The 26,422-nt window shown below is 64.3% G+C and carries 21 protein-coding genes, 1 tRNA gene and 1 pseudogene; 17 read left to right on the top strand and 6 right to left on the bottom strand.

Going from position 1 to position 26,422, the window contains the following annotated elements; all coding sequences use genetic code 11:
• Nucleotides 1-41 precede the first annotated feature (41 nt).
• From AC4BCK_RS14630 to AC4BCK_RS14620, 3 genes and pseudogenes are all read right to left on the bottom strand, one after another.
• Nucleotides 42-298: pseudogene (locus AC4BCK_RS14630) on the bottom strand (PspC domain-containing protein).
• A gap of 3 nt (nt 299-301) precedes the next feature.
• Nucleotides 302-586: a hypothetical protein gene (locus tag AC4BCK_RS14625; RefSeq protein WP_217432282.1), complete on the bottom strand. Its 285-nt coding sequence runs from the start codon at nt 584-586 to the stop codon at nt 302-304.
• 1 nt (nt 587) lies between these two features.
• Nucleotides 588-2,228 (bottom strand): PspC domain-containing protein, encoded by a 1,641-nt coding sequence (locus tag AC4BCK_RS14620; protein WP_310109108.1) that lies wholly within the window; start codon nt 2,226-2,228, stop codon nt 588-590.
• Nucleotides 2,229-2,352: 124 nt separating this feature from the next.
• Here AC4BCK_RS14620 and AC4BCK_RS14615 point away from each other — a divergent pair, with 124 nt between their 5' ends.
• Nucleotides 2,353-3,783: an ATP-binding protein gene (locus AC4BCK_RS14615; protein ID WP_490566048.1), complete on the top strand. Its 1,431-nt coding sequence runs from the start codon at nt 2,353-2,355 to the stop codon at nt 3,781-3,783.
• Nucleotides 3,780-4,463 carry a LuxR C-terminal-related transcriptional regulator gene (locus tag AC4BCK_RS14610; RefSeq protein ID WP_174176757.1) on the top strand — a complete coding sequence of 228 codons (684 nt, stop codon included), beginning with the start codon at nt 3,780-3,782 and terminating at the stop codon, nt 4,461-4,463. Before AC4BCK_RS14615 ends, AC4BCK_RS14610 begins: the two co-directional genes overlap by 4 nt.
• Nucleotides 4,464-4,614: 151 nt before the next feature.
• On the opposite strand, the gene AC4BCK_RS14605 is transcribed toward AC4BCK_RS14610, so the two are convergent.
• Entirely contained in the window at nt 4,615-5,832 is a 1,218-nt protein-coding gene (locus AC4BCK_RS14605) for a pyridoxal phosphate-dependent aminotransferase (RefSeq protein WP_174176755.1), read from the bottom strand.
• Between the two features lie 278 nt (nt 5,833-6,110).
• Here AC4BCK_RS14605 and AC4BCK_RS14600 point away from each other — a divergent pair.
• The 9 genes from AC4BCK_RS14600 to rplL all read left to right on the top strand — a co-directional run bounded on the left by AC4BCK_RS14600 (nt 6,111) and on the right by rplL (nt 12,639).
• Nucleotides 6,111-6,183, top strand: a tRNA-Trp gene (locus AC4BCK_RS14600).
• A gap of 81 nt (nt 6,184-6,264) precedes the next feature.
• Nucleotides 6,265-6,549 carry a preprotein translocase subunit SecE gene (gene secE / locus AC4BCK_RS14595; RefSeq protein ID WP_104184345.1) on the top strand — a complete coding sequence of 95 codons (285 nt, stop codon included), beginning with the start codon at nt 6,265-6,267 and terminating at the stop codon, nt 6,547-6,549.
• A gap of 113 nt (nt 6,550-6,662) precedes the next feature.
• A complete protein-coding gene (gene nusG, locus AC4BCK_RS14590; protein ID WP_174176753.1) occupies nt 6,663-7,466 on the top strand; it encodes a transcription termination/antitermination protein NusG in 804 nt (267 codons plus the stop codon).
• Nucleotides 7,467-7,594: 128 nt separating this feature from the next.
• The gene (rplK, locus tag AC4BCK_RS14585) at nt 7,595-8,026 is read left to right on the top strand and encodes a 50S ribosomal protein L11 (protein WP_003803853.1); all 432 of its coding nucleotides are present in this window, start codon (nt 7,595-7,597) and stop codon (nt 8,024-8,026) included.
• Nucleotides 8,027-8,211: 185 nt separating this feature from the next.
• Nucleotides 8,212-8,919 (top strand): 50S ribosomal protein L1, encoded by a 708-nt coding sequence (gene rplA, locus AC4BCK_RS14580; RefSeq protein WP_066277900.1) that lies wholly within the window; start codon nt 8,212-8,214, stop codon nt 8,917-8,919.
• Between the two features lie 127 nt (nt 8,920-9,046).
• The gene (locus AC4BCK_RS14575; RefSeq protein WP_490566047.1) at nt 9,047-10,180 is read left to right on the top strand and encodes a GNAT family N-acetyltransferase; all 1,134 of its coding nucleotides are present in this window, start codon (nt 9,047-9,049) and stop codon (nt 10,178-10,180) included.
• Nucleotides 10,181-10,187: 7 nt separating this feature from the next.
• Nucleotides 10,188-11,306: a GNAT family N-acetyltransferase gene (locus AC4BCK_RS14570; RefSeq protein ID WP_251422131.1), complete on the top strand. Its 1,119-nt coding sequence runs from the start codon at nt 10,188-10,190 to the stop codon at nt 11,304-11,306.
• A 296-nt stretch (nt 11,307-11,602) separates the two neighbouring features.
• Nucleotides 11,603-12,187 carry a 50S ribosomal protein L10 gene (rplJ, locus tag AC4BCK_RS14565; protein WP_104184342.1) on the top strand — a complete coding sequence of 195 codons (585 nt, stop codon included), beginning with the start codon at nt 11,603-11,605 and terminating at the stop codon, nt 12,185-12,187.
• A 77-nt stretch (nt 12,188-12,264) separates the two neighbouring features.
• The gene (rplL, locus tag AC4BCK_RS14560; RefSeq protein ID WP_066277893.1) at nt 12,265-12,639 is read left to right on the top strand and encodes a 50S ribosomal protein L7/L12; all 375 of its coding nucleotides are present in this window, start codon (nt 12,265-12,267) and stop codon (nt 12,637-12,639) included.
• 76 nt (nt 12,640-12,715) lie between these two features.
• On the opposite strand, the gene AC4BCK_RS14555 is transcribed toward rplL, so the two are convergent.
• Both AC4BCK_RS14555 and AC4BCK_RS14550 read right to left on the bottom strand, forming a co-directional pair.
• Nucleotides 12,716-13,213, bottom strand: a complete 498-nt coding sequence (locus AC4BCK_RS14555) for an aminoacyl-tRNA deacylase (protein ID WP_174176747.1) — start codon at nt 13,211-13,213, stop codon at nt 12,716-12,718.
• Nucleotides 13,213-14,412, bottom strand: coding sequence for an acetyl-CoA C-acetyltransferase (locus tag AC4BCK_RS14550; protein WP_174176745.1), 1,200 nt, complete (start codon nt 14,410-14,412; stop codon nt 13,213-13,215). The genes AC4BCK_RS14555 and AC4BCK_RS14550 overlap by 1 nt, the downstream gene beginning before the upstream one ends.
• Nucleotides 14,413-14,676: 264 nt before the next feature.
• Between AC4BCK_RS14550 and AC4BCK_RS14545 the strand changes: the two genes are divergently transcribed.
• The 6 genes from AC4BCK_RS14545 (at nt 14,677) to fusA (ending at nt 26,384) form a co-directional block, all read left to right on the top strand.
• Nucleotides 14,677-15,150 carry a hypothetical protein gene (locus AC4BCK_RS14545; RefSeq protein ID WP_174176743.1) on the top strand — a complete coding sequence of 158 codons (474 nt, stop codon included), beginning with the start codon at nt 14,677-14,679 and terminating at the stop codon, nt 15,148-15,150.
• A 293-nt stretch (nt 15,151-15,443) separates the two neighbouring features.
• Nucleotides 15,444-18,953 (top strand): DNA-directed RNA polymerase subunit beta, encoded by a 3,510-nt coding sequence (gene rpoB / locus AC4BCK_RS14540; RefSeq protein WP_079596667.1) that lies wholly within the window; start codon nt 15,444-15,446, stop codon nt 18,951-18,953.
• A gap of 118 nt (nt 18,954-19,071) precedes the next feature.
• On the top strand, nt 19,072-22,971 hold the full coding sequence (locus AC4BCK_RS14535) for a DNA-directed RNA polymerase subunit beta' (protein ID WP_174176741.1): 3,900 nt from the start codon (nt 19,072-19,074) through the stop codon (nt 22,969-22,971).
• A gap of 383 nt (nt 22,972-23,354) precedes the next feature.
• Nucleotides 23,355-23,729: a 30S ribosomal protein S12 gene (rpsL, locus tag AC4BCK_RS14530; RefSeq protein WP_009358312.1), complete on the top strand. Its 375-nt coding sequence runs from the start codon at nt 23,355-23,357 to the stop codon at nt 23,727-23,729.
• A gap of 1 nt (nt 23,730) precedes the next feature.
• On the top strand, nt 23,731-24,201 hold the full coding sequence (rpsG, locus tag AC4BCK_RS14525) for a 30S ribosomal protein S7 (RefSeq protein WP_026531948.1): 471 nt from the start codon (nt 23,731-23,733) through the stop codon (nt 24,199-24,201).
• A 68-nt stretch (nt 24,202-24,269) separates the two neighbouring features.
• A complete protein-coding gene (gene fusA, locus AC4BCK_RS14520; protein WP_174176738.1) occupies nt 24,270-26,384 on the top strand; it encodes an elongation factor G in 2,115 nt (704 codons plus the stop codon).
• The last annotated feature ends 38 nt before the right edge of the window (nt 26,385-26,422 follow it).

Raw genomic sequence — 26,422 nt, 5'->3', positions numbered from 1 at the left:
CCGCTCCAAGGTGGAAGAGCGGGGCCCTGTGTGGCGGTGTATCACGGGCGGTTCAGTGACCGCCTGTCGAGGAACGACTGCAGCGGGATGACGTTCCGCTGGTCCGGCAGGACAGCCCAGGCTACGAGGTAGAAAACGAAGGCGGGGCCGGGGAGGAGGGCAAAGAGGAGGAAGGCAATGCGGACGTAGGCCACATCCACGTTGAGTTTTGCCGCGATCCCTCCCAGGACGCCCCCAGGATGCGCTGGGGTCCGCGTTTCAGGCCCAGGCCCCTGACGATGCTGAAGAATTTATCCATGGTTCAAGACTTCCGTGTTGTGGTGCCGTTGTCACTTTTCCTGGCGGAGAGGAGTCCTCCGACCACCAGGGCCGCACCCGCTCCGATCATGAGGCCGATCAGGACGTAGGTCCCGTTGAGGGTGACGATTCCGAGCTGGGCGATGATGATCAGGGCTGCGAGGGCAACCACGATCAGGCCCCACACGATGGTTCCCACCCGCGCCCCGGAGGGAGGGGCGGAGTCGGTGCGTGCCGCCGCGGAGCTCCCCGGAATGTAGGGGTCCGGCGCCGGTGTCTGGCTGCTCATGTCAATTACCTTCCTCGATGGTGACGTTGCTGACGGTGCCGTCGATCTCGATGACCAGGTGGCTGCCGGGCTTGTCGGTGTTGTAGCTGCTTTCGCGTGTGGTTGTCCCGCCGCGCTGGCTTCCGCCTTCCGCGAGGTTCCCCAGGGTCATATCGGCCCGGATGTCCACGGGCACGGAGTCAGGGATCACCACCGTGACGTTGCTGGCGGTGAAGTCCAGGGGGACAAGCACCTCGGACTCAAGGGGGGCGTCCAGGGCGAGCCCGGTGAGGTCAACGGTTCCGCGTCCCGCCGTGATGTTCAGCCCTTCGCTTGCCTGCTGGATGCTCGTGGGGGCCCAGTCAACTTCCTGGAACCGGACGCGCTCACCGTTGTTGCCCACCACATTGAAGATTCCTCCCGTGATGAGGGCTGCCACCGCAAAGAACGACAGGATGCCCGAAGTGCGGCCGCGGAAGCCCAGAATGAGGATCCCGAGGCCCAGGACCGCCGCCGCGCTGGCCCAGGCGATGGCGTTCGTGGAGTCACCGAGGTCGATGATATTGGTGACGTCCAGGGCTTTCAGCCCCGCGCCGACGATCAGTGCGCTGCCGGCAGCGATGGCGACGGCGGGGGCCCCGGGGCCTGCGGGGCGCGCCTTGGGTGCCGGCGGAGGACCCTGCGGCTGCCAGGTGCTGCCCGCGCCTTTGTTGTCCCATCCGCCGTTTCCGGAGCCGCCGGCGCCGTAGGGGCTGCCGGTAAACGGGCCGGTCCCTGCAACGTCCGGGTACAGGGGCGCCGTTGCCGCCGAAGCTGCGGCAGAGTGCGTGGTGGTACCGGGGTATGGGGTGCCCGGGTAGGAGGTGGCGCCGGGTGCGGCTGCGCCCGCCGGTGTGCCCACCGCTGCTTTGTTGCGCTGCGCGAGGTAGTAGATCAGGTAGATGGCGCCGCCAACCCAGAAGAGGGTCCAGAGGAAGGCGCCGAAACCGTGGTTGCTCCAGCCCCAGAAGTCGCCGCCCAGTCCGCTGAAGCCGAGGATTACGGCGATCAGGGAACCGGTCATGCCGCTGGTCCACCGTCCGGCGCCGGCTTCCTGGACATGGATCCTTCCATCGGGCTCTGGCAGGAAGGCCCATGCCAGGCCGTAGAAAAGTACGCCAATGCCCGCGAAAAGGGTCATCACGATGAAGACGCCCCGGACGATCAGCGGGTCGATACCCAGGCGCCGGGCGATGCCGCTGGAGACGCCGCCGATCCAGCGGTCCTGGCCGCGGGTGATGCCGTGGCTGCGCACCCAGCCGAAGAAGTCGGTCTGCTGGGTGGGTGCACCGGCATACGGGTACCTGCCGGCGCCCGGGCTTGCGCTGCCCGGGCCGGAGCTGCCCTGGCCCGGGTACGCTCCGGCAGGCTGCCCGGCATAGGCCGCACCGGCGCCGTCGTACGCCGCGTCATCCCGCATGGACCGGTGAGAGGAGCCGTCCCCGTCGTCGTGCTCCGGTTCCTGCTCCGGGGCCGGACCCGACGCCGACGGGGGAACAGGTGAGGGGGAAGGCACGGACTGGGAGCCAGCCGGCGGGAGGGGCTCGGTGGGGTTTTCGTTGTCCCGTTTGGGGAGGGGCTCCGTCGGGTGGCCGTCATCAGGGGTGGGGGTTTGCGAGTTCATGCTTCGATCCTTCCGCCTGCGGCGCTTCGGCTCTACTGGGGGACACCCTGAATGGTCCCTGAGAGGACCCCGGATCCGGCCGGACTGCGGGCCCGGGAACCCTGATCCGTGCTTGGATTGATCCATGACAACCGTGCCCGCCCGCCTCCCGCTGGTCCGCCGCAGCGACCGCTTCATCGCAGGCGTGTGCTCCGGCCTGGCCGCACACCTGGGCGTGCCCGTGGTCCACGTGCGGGTGGCAATGGTCCTTGCGTCGCTTGCCGGCGGGGCCGGCGTCGTCTTCTATGCGTGGTTGTGGATCATGGTTCCCACGGCTGACGAAAGCGCCCGGCGCCAGGCGCGCCGGCCGTCGTCGCCCATTGCACCGGCTGTCAGCCGGGAGACCGTGCCGGCCGCAGTTCCCTGGGCAGCGGCCCCGGCGGGTGGCGGCATTGACGGGATCGCGCCGCCCAGCAGGCCCGACGGCGGCCCACGGACGGATAATGCCTCTCCACGCGGCCTCGGATACCCCGCCCTGGGGGAAGCCGCAGCGTCCGCGTCCGAGCCCGTCCGGCCGCCCTGGTTCCGGTTCCGGGAGATGCGCTACGGCAAGGAAATCCTGCTCGGAACCGGGCTGCTGCTCGTGGCGGGCATCCTGATCGCCCAACTGCTGGGCGTGGATGTGCCACTGGGAACCCTGATACCCGCTGCGGCAGTGCTCGGCGGCGCCTCCATTGCCTGGATGCAGCTGGATGAGACCCGGCGGGCCGGGCTCGTGGACAAAACCAAGGCGGACCAGGCAGGGGGCTGGGCCCGGCTCGCGGCAGGGCTGGCGCTGGTGGTGGCCGGCGTCCTGGTGATGGTGTCCGGCTCCGGTTCCTGGGAGCAGACCTGGCTGGCGCTGCTGGCCTCGGTGGCTGTCCTCGGCGGGGTGGTGCTGGTCCTGCTGCCATGGGCGCTGAAGTTCTGGCGCGACCTGGAGGCGGAGCGGGCCGGCAGGATCCGGGAGACCGAACGGGCCGAGGTTGCCGCCCACCTGCATGACTCGGTGCTGCAGACGCTGGCCCTGATCCAGCGTCGGGCGGCCAGCGAGCACGACGTCGTCCGGCTGGCCCGTGCCCAGGAACGCGAGCTGCGGGGCTGGCTTTTTGCGGATCCCGGCAAGGACGCCGGGCACCTGTCGGACCGGATCAAGGCCGTGGCAGCCGAAGTGGAGGACCTGCTGGGCAACGCCGTCGAGGTGGTCTGCGTGGGGGACACTGCCGTCACGGAGGGCCATGAAGCGCTGATCCAGGCCAGCCGGGAGGCCATGCTCAATGCCTCCCGCCACGGCGGCGGGACCGTTTCGGTCTACCTGGAGGCATCCGGCGGCCGTGCCGAGGTGTTTATCAAGGACCGCGGCCCCGGCTTCGACCTGCAGCATGTGCCGGAGGACAGGCTCGGGGTCAGGGAATCCATCATCGGCCGCATGAACCGCCACGGCGGTACAGCGGCAATCACCAGCAGCAGCGAAGGCACGGAGGTGCGGCTGGGCTTTCCCGCCGCCCCGCAGGACAGCACGGAAGGCAAGCCATGAACACAACGCAGGGACCGGGTTCGGATCCGGCCGCCAGGTCCGCCAGGGTGGTCATTGTCGACGACCACGCGATCTTCCGCTCGGGCCTGAAAGCGGACCTGGACCCCAGCATCCAGGTGGTGGGCGAGGCAGCCACGGTGGAACAGGCCATCGCCGTCATAGCACAGCAGCGCCCGGACGTGGTGCTGCTGGACGTCCACCTGCCCGGAGGCCTGGGCGGCGGGGGCCGTGAGGTTATCGCCGGTTCCGCAGCCCTGCTCCCTGCCACCAAGTTCCTTGCCCTCAGCGTCTCGGACGCGGCCGAGGACGTTGTGGCGGTAATCCGGGCGGGAGCACGCGGCTACGTCACCAAGACCATCTCGGGGGCGGAAATCACTGACGCCGTGTACCGGGTTGCCGGCGGTGACGCGGTCTTCTCGCCCCGGCTTGCAGGCTTTGTCCTGGACGCTTTTGGTACCGCCCCCGCGGACATCGCCGACGACGAACTGGACAGGCTGTCCGCGCGGGAACTCGAGGTCATGCGCCTCATCGCCCGCGGCTACAGCTACAAGGAAGTGGCCAAGGAGCTCTTCATCAGCATCAAGACGGTGGAAACCCACGTATCAGCGGTACTGCGGAAGCTGCAGCTCTCCAGCCGCCACGAGCTGACCAAGTGGGCCGCAGAGCGCCGCCTCCTCTAATCCCACGTCCCCAAACGCTCTCTCACTTGATGTGCCTTAACGCCAAACGCTCTCTCACTTGATGTGCCCTAACGCCAAACGCTCTATCACTCACCGGGAAGGGAGTGATAGAGCGTTTAGGGAATTCCTGCGTTAAGTGAGAGAGAGCGTCCTACTGGGCCTTGCCCAGGAAGTCCTGCAGCCGCTGCACGCCGGTGGCCAGGTCCTCGTCGCCGAGGGCGTAGGAAAGGCGCAGGTAGCCGGAAGGACCAAAGGCCTCACCCGGAACCACGGCCACTTCAACCTCGTCCAGGATCAGCGCTGCGAGCTCGGCAGAGGTCTGCGGGGTTGCGGTGCCGGAGGCGGTGGGAAACTCTTTGCCCAGCAGCCCACGGACATCGGCGTAGACGTAGAAGGCGCCCTTCGGCGTCGGGCATTCCACGCCGTCGATGGCGTTCAGGCCCGCAACGATCGCCTTGCGGCGGCGGTCGAATGCCACCTTCATCTCATCAACAGCCGTCAGCGGGCCGGAAACCGCGGCGAGGGCGGCGATCTGCATGATGTTGGAGACGTTGGAGGTGGCATGCGACTGCAGGTTGGTGGCGGCCTTGATGACGTCGGCCGGACCGATCATCCAGCCCACCCGCCAGCCGGTCATGGCATAGGTTTTGGCAACGCCGTTCAGGATCACCACTTTGTCGCCCAGTTCCGGCGCCGCGGTGGCGATCGAAGTGAAGGGAACGCCGTCGTAGGTCAGGTGCTCGTAGATCTCGTCCGTGACCACCCAAAGGCCCTTGGACGCTGCCCACTTGCCGATCTCCGCCACCTGCTCCGGCGAGTAGACAGAGCCGGTGGGGTTGGACGGCGACACGAACAACAGGATTTTCGTCCTGTCCGTAAGGGCTGCTTCGAGCTGTTCCACAGTGACCAGGTAGTCCTGCTCAGGACCCGCAAACACCTCCACGGGGACACCGCCGGCCAGGCGGATGGCCTCCGGGTAGGTAGTCCAGAACGGGGTGGGGACAATAACCTCATCTCCCGGATCAACCAGGGTGGCGAAGGTGTTGTACACGGCCTGCTTGCCGCCGTTGGTCACCAGGACCTGGGCGGCGTCCACTGCATAGCCGGAGTCGCGCAGCGTCTTGTCGGCTATGGCCTTCTTCAGCTCCGGCAATCCGCCGGCAGGGGAGTAGCGGTGGTACTTCGGCTGGCCGGCAGCTTCGATGGCGGCCTGGACGATGTAGTCCGGAGTGGGGAAGTCCGGTTCGCCCGCACCAAACCCAATAACCGGCCGGCCCGCTGCCTTCAGCGCCTTCGCCTTGGCGTCAACGGCGAGGGTTGCGGATTCGGCAATTGCGGAAATGCGCTGGGAAACGCGGGCGGCAGACATGGCAGGTCCGTTCTTCGCTTGCAGCCTGGGGGCTGGAATGTGGGATTCGACGAGTTCTACTCTATGCTGTTCACCGGACCCTCCGGGTTGCCGGTTTTGATTTGTGACTGTGTCCCGGTCACATGTCAGGCAGGCCGTCAGGCGGGGGCCGGAAATGGGCCGGTTCGACGAACACGAAGTTGTTGCGTAGACTGGTTCACCGGTGTTGAAACACGGATGATGACGTGCGCCCCAGCTCAGACTGGAGGCTCGTTGTCAGAGGGTGGAATTCACTCCATAGGGTAGTGGCGCAATTGGTAGCGCAGCGGTCTCCAAAACCGCAGGTTGCAGGTTCGAGTCCTGTCTGCCCTGCGCAAGCGCCCCGGGCGAAAATCCGGGGCAAGCGCAGCAACCATGGTTCTGTTCAGGGCCGGGTAATCCAACATTGCAAAGATGAGCGAGGACCAGGTGACCGAAACAGCTGCCAGCAGCTCCAAGGGCCGCCCAGCTAAGAAGGACGCCAAGGCAAACTTCTTCGCCCGCATTGCACTCTTCGTCCGCCAGATCATCGGCGAACTGAAGAAGGTTGTTGCACCCACCCGCAAGGAACTGATCAATTACACGCTCGTGGTGCTGGTGTTCGTGGGCATCATGATGGTCATCGTCAGCCTGCTGGACATCGGTTTTGGAACCGCCGTCGGCTGGGTCTTCGGCGGGACCGGCACCACGGACAGCTAACGCTGCACGGTCCGCAGGCCGCGTGTTCCTCCGGGATTCCCGGACGGAACGCCGGTGTGCGGAATTGAGCCATTTAAATAGGCATGTTAGGCAATGAGGAAGCAGGAGACCAAGTGTCTGAGCAGGAGCTCGAGGTAACCGAGACTGAGCTGGAAGAGTCCGCGGACGTCACGGCAGAAGCCGGTGACGAGTCTGAGGTTGATTCCTCCGCGCCCGAATCCGAGGACGCCGGTTCCGACTTTGACGCCGAGGCAGACGCCGGCTCCGAAGAGGAGTCCACTGACGCCCTCGCCGCTGCCGCCGCCAAAGCAGACGTTGACCCCGCCGAGGAGTTCAAGGCCAAGCTGCGCCGCCAGGAAGGTGACTGGTACGTCATCCACTCCTACGCCGGTTACGAAAACCGCGTGAAGGCCAACCTGGAAACCCGCATCCAGACCCTGGACATGGAAGATTACATCTTCGAGATCCAGGTGCCCATGGAAGAAGTCGTTGAGATCAAGAATGCTCAGCGCAAGGTCATCAACCGCGTCCGGATCCCCGGCTACGTGCTGGTCCGCATGGACCTCACGGACGCCTCGTGGGGCGCCGTCCGCCACACCCCGGGTGTCACCGGCTTCGTGGGTAACGCCCACAACCCCGTGCCGCTTCGCCTGGACGAGGTCTTCTCCATGCTTGCTCCCGTCTTCGAGGAAGAGCAGGCCGAGAAGGGCAAGCCGGTCAACAAGCAGAACCAGGCCCCCGTGGACGTTGACTTCGAGGTTGGCGAGTCCGTCATCGTCAAGGAAGGCCCGTTCGAGACCCTTCCCGCCACCATTTCCGAGATCAAGGTCGAATCCCAGACCCTCGTGGTGCTCGTATCCATCTTCGAGCGCGAAACGCCGGTTACCCTGGCGTTCAACCAGGTCACCAAGATCTGATCACCCAAGAATTCGTCCCGGGGCTGCCCGCTTAGCAGTACCGGAACGGCCGGCCGCCTTGCCATGGCGGCCACAAACCTGAGGCACGCTCCTGTGCCCCAGGACGTTATTGAGAGAAGGACCCTACATTGGCTCCCAAGAAGAAGGTCACCGGCCTCATCAAGCTGCAGATCCAGGCAGGTGCCGCTAACCCGGCCCCGCCGATCGGTCCTGCGCTTGGCCAGCACGGTGTCAACATCATGGAATTCTGCAAGGCGTACAACGCTGCGACGGAAGCCCAGCGCGGAAACGTCATCCCCGTGGAAATCACGGTCTACGAGGACCGTTCCTTCACGTTCATCACCAAGACCCCGCCGGCTGCAGAGCTCATCAAGAAGGCTGCAGGCGTCGCCAAGGGTTCAGCAACCCCGCACACCGTCAAGGTTGCCAAGCTGACCCAGGCACAGGTCAACGAGATCGCCTCCACCAAGATGGAAGACCTCAACGCCACCAGCCTCGAAGGCGCAGCGAAGATCATCGCCGGCACCGCCCGCTCCATGGGCATCACCGTCGAAGGCTAGCCGCTTCCGCCGCTTCGGTGTTGTGTCCCGCAAAAAGGGCACGACGACGGGCGGCACCGCCGGGACACCGGCACCACCAAAACTGAAATGTTGGGAAACGGGCACGGATAACGAGCCCGCCCACCAACTGTGGCAGGGCCCAGCGCGGTCCGCAGACCACAACTGCACAAGGAGAAATAAGCAGCATGGCAAAGCGCAGCAAAGCATATGAGGCAGCAGCCGCCAAGATCGACGCGGAGAAGTTCTACGCGCCGTTCGAGGCAGTAACCCTCGCCAAGGACACCAACCCGTCCAAGTTCGACGCCACCGTTGAGGTTGCATTCCGCCTCGGCGTCGACCCCCGCAAGGCTGACCAGATGGTCCGCGGCACCGTCAACCTGCCCCACGGCACCGGTAAGGTTTCCCGCGTCCTCGTGTTCGCCACCGGTGACAAGGCTGAGGCAGCAATCGCCGCCGGCGCCGACTTCGTTGGTTCCGACGACCTGATCGAAAAGATCGCAGCCGGCTGGACCGACTTCGACGCCGCCGTCGCCACCCCTGACCTCATGGGCAAGGTTGGCCGCCTCGGTAAGGTCCTGGGCCCGCGTAACCTGATGCCGAACCCGAAGACGGGCACCGTGACCCCCGACGTCACCAAGGCCGTCAACGACATCAAGGGTGGAAAGATCGACTTCCGCGTCGACAAGCACTCCAACCTGCACTTCATCATCGGCAAGGTCTCCTTCGACGCCGTCAAGCTGGCCGAGAACTACGCAGCTGCGCTGGAAGAGGTGCTTCGCCTGAAGCCGTCCGCTTCCAAGGGCCGCTACATCCAGAAGGCCACGGTTGCCACCACCTTCGGTCCCGGCATCTCAGTCGACCCGAACGTCACCAAGGTTCTGACCGAGGCCTAAATCCTCGTCTGAAGCTCCTGCAGCGGAACCCGTCCGCCGCAACAAACCGCCCGGCACCTGTGCCGGGCGGTTTTGTTTAAGCTGCGGAACTATCCCGCCGCCGGTACCTTGTGCCTAAGCTGTAGGAATGGCTGACCCGGAGTCGGACACCTTCCCAGGGACCCCCACTGCACCCGTTATCACTGCCGTTAAGGTGCTTCCGGAACCCGGCATGAATGCCGCTTCTGCAGGACCCACAGCAGATCTCAGGGAATGCCATGCCCTGCGGGTGGAGCACGAGCTCGCGCTGTGGGGCAACCTGGACCGCTGTCCCACTCTCCAGGAAGCTGCCGAGTTCTGGCAGGGCAACGAGTACGAGGAGCGGCAGCTCTTCCTGGCGAGGCTGAAGGGGGAGACCGTTGGCATGTGCTCGGTGGAACTGCCGCTCCGCGAGAACACCCACACCGCCGGCATCGACGTCCTGATTGCGCCCGTCCACCGGCGCCGGGGGCTGGGCAGGATGCTGCTGTTGCACGCTGAGTCGATAGCCAGGGAACGGGGCCGGACCTCCCTCTACGGATACCACGAGGTTCCGCTGGCCGCGGGGGACGGGAACCCCTTGCTCCCCGCAAAATCCGGTGCCGGGGGCCTGCCGGCCACTGAACCTGCTGTAGCCTTCGCCGCAGGTTCCGGCTACGAGCTGGAACAGGTGGAACGGTCCAGCCGGCTGGACCTTCCCGTTGCGCCGGAACTGCTGGACCGGCTGGAGTCGGAGGCAGCAGCGGGGGCAGGCGGCTACATCATCACGGGCTGGGACGACACCTGCCCCGAAGACCTGGTTCGGGCCTACGCGGTTCTCAAAGCCCGGATGAGCACGGACGTTCCCATTGCCGGGATGGACTGGGAGGGCGAGGACTGGGATGCAGCGAGGGTGCGGGAGGAGGAGCAAACGATGGCCCGCGGCGGCGTCCAGTCCGCGGTGACCGCCGCACTGCACAGCGCCACGGGGGAGCTGGTCGCCTACACGGTCCTCAACTGGCGGCCCGGCGTGCCGGCCTCCATTGCCCAGCAGGACACCCTGGTCACGGCCAAACACCGCGGCCGCCGCCTCGGCACGCTTATCAAGGTGGCGAATCTACGGCGTGCCCAGGGCAGATGGCCGTCGGCGCGTTCTGTGTTGACGTGGAACGCCAGTGAAAACCAACATATGCTGGCCATAAATATTGCCCTTGGATTCAGGCCGGCTGGTTATGAAGGTGAGTGGCAGAAACGGCTGGGATGATGCGCCTATGGCAAAAGACGTGAAGATCGAGCAGCTCTGGATCCCTGATTCACTCGAGGCGCCGGACGCTGCGGACTTCCTTGCCGCCGTCGAAGTGGGACGCAAAGTCCGCATGCAGACCTGGGGTAGCGACGACCTCGCCTACGGCCCCCTGGAAAAGCTGCTTGAGTTCGCGGATCCCTATGAGCGGCAGTTGATCCTGGTCGCCAAGGTCGACGGTGAGATCGTCGGCACCGTTGACATCGCCCTTCCCCTCACGGACAACCTGGACCTGGCGGAGTTCACCCTGGACATCCTGCCCGAGTTCCAGCGCCAGGGCGTCGGGAGGAAGCTGCTCCAGGCCGCCGAGCAGCTGGCCCGCAATGAAGGCCGCACCATGATCCTGGTGGACACCAACCATCCCGGGGCTTCCCTGCACGAATTCGAACGTGCCCAGCTGGTCCCCGGATCGGGGCAGGGCTTCGTGCCGTTGGAGAGCCGCGAGGTGGAGTTCGCCCAACGCACCGGATACACCCTGCAGCACATTGAGCAGTTTAGTTCCTGCCTGCTGCCGCTGGACTCGAAGCTGGTGGCCGACCTGCAGGCCGAAGCGGAGGAAGCCAACAACGGCCGGTACCGGCTGCACCATTGGACGGACCGGTGCCCTGACCGCTGGCTGGAGGCCGTCGCCGTCCTGGAAAACCAGGCAGGCGCCGACGTCGACCCGTCGCTCCAGGTGCCGGTTGAGCAGGACATGGTGTTCGACGGCGCCATCCTCCGGGAGGCCGAAGACGTTGCCATTGCGCAGGGCCGGCGGACGGTGGTCACCGCCGTCGAGCATCTCGCCAGCGGGGCGCTGGTGGGCCTGACCACCATCACGGTGCTGGCCCACCGCGCTGACGTGGTTTTCCAGGACGATACCCTCGTCCTGCAGGAGCACCGCGGCAACAAGCTGGGACTCCTGATCAAGGTGGCGAACATGGAACGGCTGACGGAGCAGTTTCCGGATGCCCGGGTCATCTACACCTGGAATGCGCCGGAAAACCGATACCTCCTGACCGTCAACCAGCAATTGGGATTCCGGACCGCGGGCGTGACGGGAATCTGGCAGAAGGAGCTTCCGCACCTTCGCACCAGCAACAGCTGACTGCCGATTTGGCGGAGCGGCGGGACCTCCCTTAGACTGGGATGACCAAAGACCGTCGGTTGTTGGAAATCCACTCCCCTGAGCATGGCTCAACTCTGCAGTTCTGCGCGGGGGATAGAAGTGGTTTTCCGGACGAAGGACCCTCAACGCAGGGCGGCCGGCGCAGGTGAACGAAGCAAAGCTCCACGGTACAGCCGTGTTGAGCCAAGCCCCGTGCATCTGCGCGGGGCGTTTTTAGTTTTAGCTCTCTTGAGCGGGGACCGTCGAATACCGGCACTATCCCCGGAAGGAGGGTTATGGCAACGCCTACCAAGGTTTCAGCAGTAGCTGAGATCACTAACGATTTCAAGGAATCGAACGCCGCTGTCCTGACCGAATACCGTGGGCTCACCGTTGCACAGCTCAAGCAGCTGCGTGTTTCTCTCGGCCAGGACACCAAGTTCACGGTCGTCAAGAACACCCTGACCGCCATTGCAGCCAAGGAAGCCGGTGTCGAAGCATTCGACGGCCAGCTTGCCGGCCCCACTGCGATCGCGTTCATCAAGGGTGACGCAGTTGCCGCTGCCAAGAGCCTGACGGATTTTGCCAAGACCAACAAGCAGCTGGTCATCAAGACCGGTTACTTCGAGGGCAAGGCACTGAACGCCAGCGAGGTTGCCGCACTGGCAGCTCTCGAGTCCCGCGAGCTGCAGCTCGCCAAGGTTGCAGGCGTCCTCAAGGCCCCTGCTGCCGCCGCTGCACGCATCATTGACGCACTGCGCCTCAAGCTTGAAGAAGAGAACGGTGCACCGGCAGCTGCCGAGGCGCCCGCCGCTGAAGAAGCCCCCGCCGCAGAAGCAGAGGCTCCTGCAGCCGAAGCTCCCGCAGCTGAAGAGAACTAACTCTCTTTACCTCACAAGACTCCGGTGTGAAGCACGGCTGCGTGCCGCTGAACACCACAACAGGAAGGACGCCTACCATGGCGAAGCTCACCAACGAAGAGCTCATTGAAGCTTTCAAGGAACTGACCATCATCGAGCTCTCCGAGTTCGTCAAGCTCTTCGAAGAGACCTTCGAAGTTACCGCTGCTGCTGTTGCTGTTGCTGGCCCCGCCGGCGCTGCTGCTGAAGAGGTTGAAGAGAAGACCGACTTCGACGTCGTCCTCGAAGCTGCCGGCGACAAGAAGATCGCAGTGATCAAGGAAGTTCGCGCCATCACTTCCCTGGGCCTCAAGGAAGCCAAGGACCTGGTTGACAGCGCTCCCAAGGCTGTCCTCGAAGGTGCAACCAAGGAAGCTGCCGAGAAGGCCAAGGAGCAGCTCGAGGCTGCAGGCGCAACCGTTACCCTCAAGTAGTAACGCGCTTTTTCCTCAGGAAGCCCCGTCCACGTTTGTGGGCGGGGCTTCCTGCTTTAATGCGGTGCTTCCTGCTTTAAACGGGGTCGGAGATATCGGCTACGACAGCGTCCAGTGCTGCGGTCAGGGCGTCCGCGTCCACGAAGGCGCTGTAGCCGTGGGCGCCCGCACCCATCGAGATCCGGCGCCCGGTGATAGTGGCGTCCGCGTAGACCGGCCAGCTGGTGGAGCTGCCCAGCGGCGTAATGGTGCCTCGCTCGTACCCGGTCGCCTCCAGGGCCGTGTCCGCGGGCGGCAGCGACAGCTTGTTGACGCCCACCAGGGCCCGCAGTTTGGGCCAGGAGATCTGGCGGTCGCCGGGGATCAGCGCAAACAGGAAGGTACCGTCCTTGTGCTTGACCACCAGCGATTTGACGATGTCAGCGGGGCTGATTCCCAGAATGCCGGCTGCCTCTTCGAGGCTCCTGGCGGCCGGCCTTTCCACGATGTCCACCGCCAGCCCGCGGGCGGAGGCGTCGGCCAGGAACCGTCCGTGTCCGGCGCCGTCCGCCCCGTTCATGACCGGGCCGGCCATCAGTCGCGGTAGAGCAGGAGCGCTTCGCCCTGCCCGCCGCCGCCGCACAGCGACACGGCGGCTTTACCCGTTCCGCGGCGCTTCAGCTCATGCGCAGCATGGACGGCCAGCCGTGCGCCCGAGGCCCCGATGGGGTGGCCCAGGGCAATGGCGCCGCCGTGGATATTGCACTTCTCAAGCGGGTAGTCCAGGTCCTTGAGCGACTGGACGGCCACGGACCCGAAGGCTTCGTTGATCTCAATGAAGTCCAGGTCGGCTGTGGTCCAGCCTGCCCGTCCCAGGGCATTCCGGATGGCATTGGATGGCTGGGAGTGCAACGAGTTGTCCGGTCCGGCAACCTGCCCGGGTTTCCCGACGACGGCCAGGTATTCCAGGCCGTGTTCCTCGGCATAGCCGCGGGAGGCCAGCACCAGGGCTGCGGCCCCGTCCGACAGGGGAGAGGAGTTACCGGCGGTGATGGTCCCGTCGGTCACGAAAGCTGCGCGCAGCCCGGCGAGCGAATCCACGGAGGTGTTGGGTCGGACGCCCTCGTCAACGGAGACCACGAGCGGATCGCCCTTGCGCTGCTTGACGCTGACCGGAACGATTTCGTCGTCGAACGTTCCATTCTTGGCGGCCAGCGCGGCCCGCTGGTGGGACTGGGCGGCCACGTTGTCCTGCGATGTGCGGTCAATGCCCAGGGCAAGGTTGCGGGTCTCGGTGGACAAACCCATGGACTGCCCGTCGAAAGCGTCTGTCAGGCCATCATGCGCGGCAGCGTCCAGGGCCTGGATTGAACCGTAGGTCCAGCCCTGCCTCGAGCCGGGCAGCAGGTGCGGGGCCCGGGTCATGGATTCCTGGCCGCCGGCCACCACCACTGCCGCCTCGCCGCTACGGATCATCCGGGCGGCGTCGATCACCGCGGTCAGTCCTGACAGGCATACTTTGTTGATTGTCACGGCAGGGACGTCCCAGCCGATGCCGGCACCGATTGAACTTTGCCGGGCGGGGTTCTGGCCGGCACCTGCCTGCAGCACCTGGCCCATGATGACGGCTTCCACGTCGCCGGCATCCACGCCGCTGGCGTCCAGCGCGGCCTTGATGGCGCGGGAACCCAGTTCCACGGCGGTGAAGCTTGCCAGCTGCCCATTGATCCGGCCCTGCGGGGTGCGCGCTGCTGCGAGGATGACAACGTCAGTGTTGTCACGGGAGTTGCCCATGGTTATCTCTTCCGATCCGTTTTCCGGTGTAAGCCACCAAGGCTATCGTGACCCTGGTCACCTAAGTATTCAAACGCCCGGTACCGCATGGGCATTCCGTCCCTGGGCAGCGCGCTGCGGCCACAGTCCACTGCAGCTTCCGGGCGGGGGAGAGGTCCCCATCCCTTGAACGTGCGCGACGGCGGCGGCGTGCGTAGGGTGGACCGCGGACACTTGTGCAGGGGAAACAGTGGGTCCCTGCCCCGGGACGGTTGGAGCAGCAGCGTGAAGAAACTACTTGCCACAGCGGCAGCAGCGTCCCTCGCGGCGCTCACCGCCTGTTCCGTGTCGGTGCCCGACAACGACGCCGCCTCCGCGCCCCCATCCCAGCCGGAGCCAGGCCCCGCCCGTACCAGCGCCGCCGTCGGCGGCAGCGCCGGGACGCCGTCGTCGTCCCCTGCACAGGGCACCAAGGCAGCATGCGAGCTCTTCAACTCCCTCTTTGAACGCTACGCGGCCGTTCCTTCGGACGATTCCGAGGGCTATGAGGACGTCTACCTGCAGGCCGAAGAAGCGAAGGGCACGGTGTCCGGCGATCTTCGCGGCCTGTTCGCGTCGCTGAGCCTGCTGGCGATTGACCGCTCGGGTTCCGCCGGATCCGGCAGTGGGGCGGCGCAGGAGTCAGAGGACGCTGTCCGGGACGCCGTCTTCGCCAACGCCGGGACCTGCACGGACGCGGGGGTCACGCTGCGGCTGTAGTACCGAGGAGGCGCGAAAACCGGTGCTTGCATTCCGGCCGGACATGGGGTAGACACGTAGGCTGTTTTGCCGTATCGTAGATATTTGCGTCTTCCCTGTTTACCTTCAGCCTTCATATAGCGGTGGGCTTTGCCTGGCAGCTGACAATCAACGTGCCGTCAACCGCGTCACAGCATGGTCAGCGCGGGCCCCGGGTCATATAGCGGAACCGGATGGTAGCACTGCGGAGCATTCCGCAGGGTGCACAGCGGGGGAGATCTGAAAACGCCTGAAGGTCTGTGGAAGGATCCCTCTTGGTCGCCTCGAGCACCTCTAATAACGAAACCGCTAACACTGCCGACAGCACTGATGGTGCCACTCGCCGGCTCTCATTCGCAAAGATTCACGAACCTCTTGACGTTCCGAATCTGCTTGCCCTGCAGACGGACAGCTTTGACTGGCTGGTCGGCAACGAACGCTGGCAGGCACGCGTAGCGAAGGCTGTCGAAGAAAACGATCTCAGCGTCGCCACCACGTCCGGCCTGTCGGACATCTTCGAAGAGATCTCCCCGATCGAGGACTTCCAGGGCACCATGTCCCTGAGCTTCTCTGATCCGGAGTTCGCTGACCCCAAGTACACCATGGCCGAGTGCAAGGACCGGGACGCTACGTACTCCGCTCCGCTGTACGTCAAGGCCGAGTTCATGAACAACAACACGGGCGAAATCAAGCAGCAGACCGTGTTCATGGGCGACTTCCCGCTGATGACCGAGAAGGGCACCTTCGTGGTCAACGGCACCGAGCGTGTCGTCGTCTCCCAACTGGTCCGCTCCCCGGGCGCCTACTTTGAGCGTGCCGCCGACAAGACCAGCGACAAGGACATCTTCACCGCGAAGATCATCCCGTCCCGCGGTGCCTGGTTCGAACTCGAAATCGACAAGCGCGACCAGGTCGGCGTCCGCCTCGACCGCAAGCGCAAGCAGTCCGTCACGGTCCTGCTGAAGGCCCTCGGCTGGACCGAAGGCCAGATTCTCGAAGAGTTCGGCCAGTACGACTCCATGCGCGCAACGCTGGAGAAGGACGCCACCGAGACGCGCGAAGACGCGTTGCTGGACATCTACCGGAAGCTGCGCCCGGGCGAGCCGCCCACCGTCGAGGCTGCCCAGTCCCTGCTGGACAACCTGTACTTCAACTCCAAGCGCTACGATCTGGCCAAGGTTGGCCGCTACAAGATCAACCGCAAGCTTGGCATCGACCGCTCCCTTGGCGACAAGGAAGCATCGGTCCTGCATGTTGAAGACATCGTTGCCATGATCAAGTTCCTCGTTGCGCTGCACGCCGGCGAGAAGACCATCAAGGGCACCCGTGACGGCCAGGAAGTGGACCTGCGCGTCGAAATCGACGACATCGACCACTTCGGCAACCGCCGGATCCGCGCCGTCGGCGAGCTCATCGAGAACCAGGTCCGCACCGGCCTGTCCCGCATGGAGCGCGTTGTCCGCGAGCGTATGACCACCCAGGACGTCGAGGCCATCACGCCGCAGACCCTGATCAACATCCGCCCCGTGGTTGCGGCCATCAAGGAGTTCTTCGGAACGTCCCAGCTGTCCCAGTTCATGGACCAGAACAACCCGCTCTCGGGTTTGACCCACAAGCGCCGCCTGTCGGCCCTTGGCCCGGGTGGTCTGTCCCGTGACCGCGCCGGCATGGAAGTCCGTGACGTGCACCCGTCCCACTACGGACGTATGTGCCCCATCGAAACCCCTGAAGGCCCGAACATTGGCCTGATCGGTTCGCTGGCATCCTACGGACGCATCAACCCGTTCGGCTTCATCGAGACGCCGTACCGCCTGGTCAAGAACGGCGTCGTTTCCGACGACGTCCAGTACCTGACGGCCGACGACGAGGCTGAGGTCCTGATCGCCCAGGCCAACGCGCCGCTGGACGAGAACAAGAAGTTCGCCGAAGAGACCGTCCTGGTCCGTGCCCGCGGTGGTGGAGGCGAGCCCGTCCTCGTTCCCGCCGAGGACGTCGAGTTCATGGACGTTTCCCCGCGCCAGATGGTGTCCGTGGCCACCGCCCTGATCCCGTTCCTGGAGCACGACGACGCAAACCGCGCACTCATGGGTGCCAACATGCAGCGCCAGGCCGTGCCGCTGGTCCGTTCCGAGGCCCCGTTCGTGGGCACCGGCATGGAGCGCGCCGCAGCCGTCGACGCCGGTGACGTTGTCATCGCCAAGAAGGCCGGTGTGGTCACCGAGGTTTCCGCCGAGCTCGTCATCATGCTCAACGACGACGGCACGGAGACCAACTACCGCATCAACAAGTTCGCCCGCTCCAACCAGGGCAACTGCTACAACCACCGTGTCCTGGTGAACGAAGGCCAGCGCCTGGAAGTTGGCGGCATCATCGCCGACGGCCCGGCAACGGACCAGGGCGAGCTCGCCCTCGGCAAGAACCTGCTCGTGGCATTCATGTCGTGGGAAGGCCACAACTTCGAGGACGCCATCATCCTCTCGCAGCGCATCGTTGCCGAGGACGTTCTTTCCTCCATCCACATCGAGGAGCACGAGATCGATGCCCGCGACACCAAACTTGGTGCCGAGGAAATCACCCGTGACATCCCCAACGTGTCCGAGGAAGTCCTGGCGGGCCTGGACGAGCGCGGCATCATCCACATCGGTGCCGAGGTTGAAGCAGGGGACATCCTGGTCGGAAAGGTCACCCCGAAGGGTGAAACCGAGCTGACCCCGGAAGAGCGCCTGCTGCGCGCCATCTTCGGCGAGAAGTCCCGCGAAGTCCGCGACACCTCGCTGAAGGTTCCCCACGGCGAGTCCGGCACCGTCATCGGCGTGCGCGTCTTCGACCGCGACAACGACGACGAGCTGCCCCCGGGCGTGAACCAGCTGGTCCGCGTCTACGTCGCTGCCAAGCGCAAGATCACCGACGGCGACAAGCTCGCCGGCCGCCACGGCAACAAGGGTGTTATCTCCAAGATCCTCCCCGTTGAGGACATGCCCTTCCTTGCCGACGGCACCCCCGTTGATATCGTCCTGAACCCGCTGGGTGTCCCGGGCCGTATGAACGTGGGCCAGGTGCTCGAAACGCACCTCGGCTGGGTTGCCAAGACCGGCTGGAAGATCGAAGGCGAGCCCGAGTGGGTCAAGCAGCTGCCGAACCTGCCGCGCGAAAGTGGCCAGACCACTGTTGCAACGCCGGTGTTCGATGGTGCCCGCGAAGAGGAAATCACGGGCCTGCTGGACTCCACCAACGTGACCCGCGACGGCGAACGCCTGATCAACTCCTCCGGCAAGACCCGCCTGTTCGACGGCCGCTCCGGCGAGCCGTTCCCGGATCCGATCTCGGTCGGCTACATGTACATCCTGAAGCTCCACCACCTGGTGGACGACAAGATCCACGCGCGCTCCACCGGCCCGTACTCCATGATCACGCAGCAGCCGCTGGGTGGTAAGGCCCAGTTCGGTGGCCAGCGCTTCGGTGAAATGGAAGTGTGGGCGCTCGAAGCCTACGGCGCCGCCTACACGCTCCAGGAACTCCTCACCATCAAGTCTGATGACATCCATGGCCGCGTGAAGGTCTACGAAGCCATCGTCAAGGGCGAGAACATCCCGGAGCCGGGCGTTCCCGAGTCCTTCAAGGTCTTGATCAAGGAAATGCAGTCGCTGTGCCTGAATGTGGAAGTTCTTTCCACGGACGGAACCACAATTGAAATGCGTGACTCTGATGACGCAGTCTTCACGGCTGCGGAAGAACTGGGCATCGATCTGTCTCGTGCAGAGCCCAGTTCCGTAGAAGAGGTCTAGAAGGAGGTTTACCGGGAGAGGCAAGCGGCCCCACCGCGCTGTCCTTTCCCGGTAGCCCCTTCCCTCATCCCGCACCCAAGACTTCAGAATTTAGAGAACAAGAGAGAACAGGGACCATATGTCCAGCGAATCCTCCTTCGGCCTCATGCAGATCGGCCTCGCCACCGCGGAAGACATCCGTGGCTGGTCTTACGGCGAGGTTAAGAAGCCGGAAACCATCAACTACCGCACACTCAAGCCCGAGAAGGACGGACTCTTCTGCGAGAAGATCTTCGGCCCGTCCCGGGACTGGGAATGCTACTGCGGCAAGTACAAGCGCGTGCGCTTCAAGGGCATCATCTGTGAGCGTTGTGGCGTCGAAGTCACCCGCGCAAAGGTCCGCCGCGAACGCATGGGCCACATCGAGCTGGCCGCACCCGTCACGCACATCTGGTACTTCAAGGGTGTTCCCTCCCGTCTGGGCTACCTCCTCGACCTGGCACCGAAGGACCTCGAAAAGGTCATCTACTTCGCTGCCTACATGATCACCAGCGTTGACGAAGCCGCCCGCCACGAGGAACTGCCCAACCTGCAGGTTGAGCACGACATCGAGAAGAAGCAGCTGATCGACAACCGCGACTCCGACATCGCGGCGATCGCCCGCGACCTCGAAGGCGAGATTGCCCGCCTCGAGGGCGAAGGCGCGAAGGCTGCCGACAAGAAGAAGGCACGCGACTCCGCCGACCGCCAGATGGCCAACGTTCGCAAGCGCGCCGATGCCGACATTGAGCGCCTCGAGCAGGTCTGGGACCGCTTCAAGAACCTGAAGGTCGCCGACCTCGAAGGTGACGAAGGACTGTACCGCGAGCTGCGAGACCGCTACGGCATGTACTTCGAAGGCTCCATGGGTGCCGAAGCCATCAAGAAGCGCCTTGAAAGCTTCGACATGCAGGCCGAGTCCGACCTGCTGCGCGACATCATTGCCAACGGCAAGGGCCAGCGCAAGACCCGCGCCCTCAAGCGCCTGAAGGTGGTCAACGCGTTCCTGACCACCAACAACAGCCCGCTTGGCATGGTCCTCGACGCCGTCCCGGTGATCCCGCCGGAACTGCGCCCCATGGTCCAGCTGGACGGTGGCCGCTTCGCGACCTCCGACCTCAACGACCTGTACCGCCGCGTGATCAACCGCAACAACCGCCTCAAGCGCCTGCTTGACCTGGGTGCTCCGGAGATCATCGTCAACAACGAGAAGCGCATGCTTCAGGAAGCTGTTGACAGCCTCTTCGACAACGGCCGCCGCGGCCGTCCGGTCACCGGACCGGGCAACCGTCCGCTGAAGTCCCTGAGCGACATGCTCAAGGGCAAGCAGGGCCGTTTCCGCCAGAACCTCCTCGGCAAGCGCGTCGACTACTCCGGCCGTTCGGTCATCGTCGTCGGCCCGCAGCTGAAGCTGCACCAGTGCGGCCTGCCCAAGCAGATGGCCCTGGAGCTCTTCAAGCCGTTCGTGATGAAGCGCCTGGTTGACCTCAACCATGCCCAGAACATCAAGTCGGCCAAGCGCATGGTCGAGCGCTACCGTCCGCAGGTCTGGGACGTGCTGGAAGAGATCATCACCGAACACCCGGTGCTGCTCAACCGTGCACCTACCCTGCACCGCCTCGGTATCCAGGCGTTCGAGCCGCAGCTTGTTGAAGGCAAGGCCATCCAGCTCCACCCGCTGGTTTGTGGCGCCTTCAACGCTGACTTCGACGGCGACCAGATGGCAGTCCACCTGCCGCTGAGCCCCGAGGCCCAGGCTGAAGCCCGCATCCTGATGCTGTCCTCCAACAACATCCTGAAGCCCTCTGACGGACGTCCGGTCACCCTGCCCTCGCAGGATATGATCATCGGCCTCTACCACCTGACCACCAAGCGCAAGGGTTCGGCTGGCGAAGGCCGCATCTTCGGTTCTGTGTCGGAAGCCATCATGGCGTTCGATGCCCGCGAGCTGCACCTGAACTCGCAGGTCAAGATCCGCCTCGAAGGCTTCGTGCCGTACGCAGGCTGGGAAGCTCCGGAAGGCTGGGAGCAGGGCCAGCCCGCACTTGTCCAGACCTCCCTGGGCCAGGTCCTCTTCAACGAGACCCTGCCCGAGGACTACCCCTGGGTTGAAGCCGTTGCCGACAAGGGCGAACTGTCCCGCATCGTCAACGACCTCGCCGAGCGCTACCCGAAGGTGGTCACCGCGGCAACTCTGGACAACCTGAAGGATGCCGGTTTCTACTGGGCCACCCGTTCAGGCGTCACCGTTGCTATCTCGGACATCGAGGTGCCGGCCGCCAAGCCGGAGATCCTCGCCGGCTACGAGGAGCGCGCCGCCAAGATCCAGGGCCAGTACGACAAGGGCCTGATCGACGACGACGAGCGCCGCCAGGAACTGATCGAGATCTGGAACAAGGCAACCAACGAGATCGCCCAGGCAATGCGCGACAGCCTGTCCCCGATGAACACCATCAACCGCATGGTGTCCTCCGGTGCACGTGGTAACTGGATGCAGGTCCGCCAGATCGCGGGTATCCGTGGCCTGGTGGCCAACCCGAAGGGTGAAATTATTCCCCGTCCCATCAAGTCCTCCTACCGCGAGGGCCTGTCGGTTCTGGAATACTTCATCGCCACGCACGGTGCCCGTAAGGGTCTGGCTGACACCGCACTGCGTACCGCCAACTCGGGTTACCTGACCCGCCGCCTGGTGGACGTCTCCCAGGATGTCATCGTCCGCGAAGAGGACTGCGGCACCGAGCGTGGCCTGGTCACGCCCATCGCCGTCGCCGACTCCAACGGTGAGCTGGTCCTGGACGAGAACGTCGAGAACAGTGCCTACGCACGTACGCTCGCCGTCGACGTCGTGGACTCCGAGGGCAAGGTCCTCGCAGCCGCCGGCACCGACTGCGGTGACGTGGTGATCGATGAGCTGTTCAAGGCAGGCATCACCGAGGTCAAGGTCCGCTCCGTACTCACTTGTGAGTCCAGCGTTGGAACCTGCGCACTGTGCTACGGCCGTTCACTGGCCACCGGCAAGACCGTGGACATCGGCGAGGCCGTCGGCATCATCGCCGCACAGTCCATCGGTGAGCCCGGTACCCAGCTGACCATGCGTACGTTCCACACCGGTGGTGCCGTCTCCGCCAGCGGTGGCGACGACATCACCCAGGGTCTGCCCCGTATCCAGGAGCTCTTCGAAGCCCGTACTCCGAAGGGTGTCGCACCGATTGCTGAAGCAGCCGGCCGCATCACCATCGAAGAGTCCGAGCGCCAGATGCGCCTGGTCATCACTCCCGATGACGGAACCGAAGAGATCGCCTACCCGGTGCTGCGCCGTTCACGCCTGCTGATCGAGGATGGCGACCACGTCACCGTCGGCCAGAAGCTGATCAACGGCCCGGTGGATCCCAAGCAGGTCCTGCGCATCATGGGTCCGCGTGCGGCACAGAAGTTCCTGGTGGACGAAGTCCAGGGCGTGTACCGCAGCCAGGGCATCGGTATCCACGACAAGCACGTCGAGGTTATCGTCCGCCAGATGCTGCGCCGTGTCACGGTCATCGAGTCCGGTGAATCGGACCTGCTGCCCGGCGAGCTCGCCGAGCGCAGCCGTTTCGAGGATGCCAACCGCCGCGTTGTGTCCGAGGGCAAGACTCCGGCTTCCGGACGTCCCGAGCTCATGGGCATCACCAAGGCGTCCCTGGCAACCGAGTCCTGGCTGTCCGCAGCTTCCTTCCAGGAGACCACCCGCGTCCTGACGCAGGCGGCCATGGAAGGCAAGAGCGACCCGCTGCTCGGCCTCAAGGAGAACGTCATCATCGGTAAGCTGATCCCGGCCGGCACGGGCCTCCCGCGCTACACCGAGGTCACCGTCGAGCCCACTGAGGAAGCAAAGGCCAACCTGTTCACCGGCCCCAGCGCGTTCAGTGACTTCTCGTACGACACCCTGGGTGGGGATGGAGCTCCCGAGTTCCACGCCATCCCGCTGGATGACTACGACCTGGGCAACGACTTCCGCTAAAGGCAGTTGCAGCCATGGGATGGTCCTTCACCGCAAGGTGGGGGACCATCCCCGTTTAAACCGCCGATTAAGGCGTGGAGCCCGTCCATGCTAGACTTGTTACCAATTGTTATTGTGGCAGTGGATGAGTGCGCCGGTACCAGCCTTAGGGCTGAACCAGAGCGACGTTTCCGGTTTGCAGGGTTCTTGTGCAACGTATGCCACATTTTTGCATGCCTAGGGACCGTTGAAGACGCAAGTCAGGTCATTCCCTGCGTATGCGATCCGACTATTAAGGCTTCGCCTTCGCCGCCTTGGAGATCTTCTTCAAGGCCCAGGCGGCGGGGCAACGCAAAGGAGAGTGGCCGGAAGCGGCCACTCCGGATAAAACGGAGAACACGAGAGTGCCTACGATTAACCAGCTGGTCCGCAAGGGCCGCACGCCTAAGGTCTCAAAGACCAAGGCTCCCGCGCTTAAGGGCAGCCCCATGCGCCGCGGTGTTTGCACCCGCGTCTACACCACCACCCCGAAGAAACCGAACTCGGCTCTGCGTAAGGTGGCACGTGTACGCCTCAACGGCGGCGTGGAAGTAACCGCCTACATCCCCGGTGTTGGCCACAACCTGCAGGAGCACTCCATTGTGCTCGTCCGCGGTGGTCGTGTGAAGGACCTTCCGGGTGTCCGCTACAAGATCGTCCGTGGCGCCCTCGATACCCAGGGTGTCAAGAACCGTAAGCAGGCACGCAGCCGCTACGGCGCAAAGATGGAGAAGAAGTAATATGCCTCGCAAGGGTCCGGCCCCCAAGCGGCCGCTCGTACTAGATCCCGTTTACGGCTCCCCGCTGGTCACCCAGCTCATCAACAAGGTGCTCGTTGACGGCAAGAAGTCCACGGCAGAGCGCATCGTCTACGGTGCCCTCGAAGGCGCCCGCGCCAAGTCCGGCGGCGACCCCGTAGCAGCCCTCAAGAAGGCCATGGACAACGTCAAGCCTTCCCTCGAGGTCCGCTCACGCCGCGTCGGTGGCGCCACCTACCAGGTTCCGGTTGAGGTCAAGCCGGGCCGCTCCACCGCCCTCGCACTGCGCTGGCTGGTTGGCTACTCAAAGGCCCGCCGCGAGAAGACGATGACCGAGCGCCTCCAGAACGAAATCCTGGATGCATCCAACGGTCTCGGTGCCGCTGTGAAGCGTCGCGAAGACACCCACAAGATGGCCGAGTCCAACAAGGCCTTCGCACACTACCGCTGGTAATACTCCCGGGCGCCGCCGGCTCAACCGAGCCGGCGGCGAACGCGTAGTCAATCCCAAAAGGAGACCCCGTGGCACAGGACGTGCTTACCGACCTTAGTAAGGTCCGCAACATCGGCATCATGGCCCACATTGATGCCGGCAAGACCACCACCACCGAGCGCATCCTGTTCTACACGGGTGTGAACCACAAGATCGGCGAAACGCACGACGGCGCTTCGACCACTGACTGGATGGAACAGGAAAAGGAACGCGGCATCACCATCACGTCTGCCGCCGTGACCTGCTTCTGGGAAAACAACCAGATCAACATCATCGACACCCCCGGCCACGTTGACTTCACCGTTGAGGTTGAGCGCTCCCTGCGCGTCCTCGACGGTGCCGTCGCCGTCTTCGATGGCAAGGAAGGCGTTGAGCCTCAGTCCGAGACCGTCTGGCGCCAAGCTGACAAGTACAACGTCCCGCGTATCTGCTTCGTCAACAAGATGGACAAGCTGGGCGCTGACTTCTACTTCACCGTAGACACCATCATCAGCCGCCTGGGCGCCAAGCCGCTCGTCATGCAGCTGCCGATCGGTGCCGAGAACGACTTCATCGGCGTCGTGGACCTGCTCTACATGCGTGCCCTCGTATGGCCCGGCGATGCCAAGGGCGACGTGACCATGGGTGCCAAGTACGAGATCCGCGAGATCCCGGCCGACCTCCAGGAAAAGGCCGAGGAGTACCGCGCAACGCTCGTTGAGACCGTTGCAGAGTCCTCCGAGGAACTCATGGAGAAGTACCTCGAAGGCGAAGAGATCTCGATCGACGAGCTCAAGGCCGGCATCCGCAAGATGACGATCAACTCCGAGCTCTACCCGATCTTCTGCGGCTCCGCGTTCAAGAACCGTGGCGTTCAGCCGATGCTCGATGCAGTCGTCGACTACCTGCCGAACCCGCTCGACGTCCCCCCGATGGTCGGCCACGATCCTCGCGACGAAGAGAAGGAACTGACCCGCAAGCCGTCCTCCGAAGAGCCGTTCTCCGCACTGGCCTTCAAGATTGCTGCTCACCCGTTCTTCGGCCAGCTCACCTTCATCCGCGTGTACTCCGGTCACGTGGAAGCAGGCGCCCAGGTGGTCAACTCCACCAAGGGCAAGAAGGAGCGCATCGGCAAGCTGTTCCAGATGCACGCCAACAAGGAAATGCCTGTTGAAGGCGCTACCGCCGGCCACATCTACGCAGCCATCGGTCTGAAGGACACCACCACGGGCGACACCCTGTGCGACTCCGCCAACCAGATCGTCCTCGAGTCCATGAGCTTCCCGGAGCCCGTGATCTCGGTTGCCATCGAGCCGAACACCAAGGGTGACCAGGAGAAGCTCTCCACCGCCATCCAGAAGCTCTCCGCTGAGGACCCCACCTTCCAGGTGTCCCTCAACGAAGACACCGGCCAGACCATCATCGCCGGCATGGGCGAGCTCCACCTGGACATCCTGGTGGACCGCATGCGCCGCGAATTCAAGGTCGAAGCAAACGTGGGCAAGCCCCAGGTTGCTTACCGCGAAACCATCAAGCGCGCCGTCGAACGCCACGACTACACGCACAAGAAGCAGACCGGTGGTTCGGGCCAGTTCGCAAAGATCCAGATTGCGATCGAGCCGCTGGACACGGCCGATGGCGAGCTGTACGAGTTCGAGAACAAGGTCACCGGTGGCCGCGTTCCCCGCGAGTACATCCCTTCGGTTGACGCTGGTATCCAGGATGCGCTGAACGACGGCGTCCTGGCCGGTTACCCGGTTGTCGGCATCAAGGCGACGCTGGTTGACGGCGCCTACCACGATGTTGACTCCTCGGAAATGGCGTTCAAGATCGCCGGCCGTATGGCTTTCAAGGAAGCCGCACGCAAGGCGAACCCGGTTCTGCTCGAACCGCTGATGGATGTCGAGGTCCGCACCCCTGAGGAATACATGGGTGAAGTTATCGGTGACCTCAACTCCCGCCGTGGCCAGATGCAGTCCATGGAAGATGCACAGGGCGTCAAGGTCATCCGTGCGCACGTTCCGCTGTCCGGCATGTTCGGCTACATCGGCGACCTGCGCTCCAAGACCCAGGGCCGCGCTGTGTACTCCATGACGTTCAACAGCTACGCCGAGGTCCCGAAGGCAGTTGCCGACGAGATCATCCAGAAGACCCGCGGCGAATAGTCCCCGGACTTTCGCAGCGAACAACCTCGGGTGCGCTT

This window comes from Pseudarthrobacter sp. As-47 (assembly GCF_058215595.1).
This window is presented reverse-complemented; position numbering and strand designations above follow the sequence as displayed.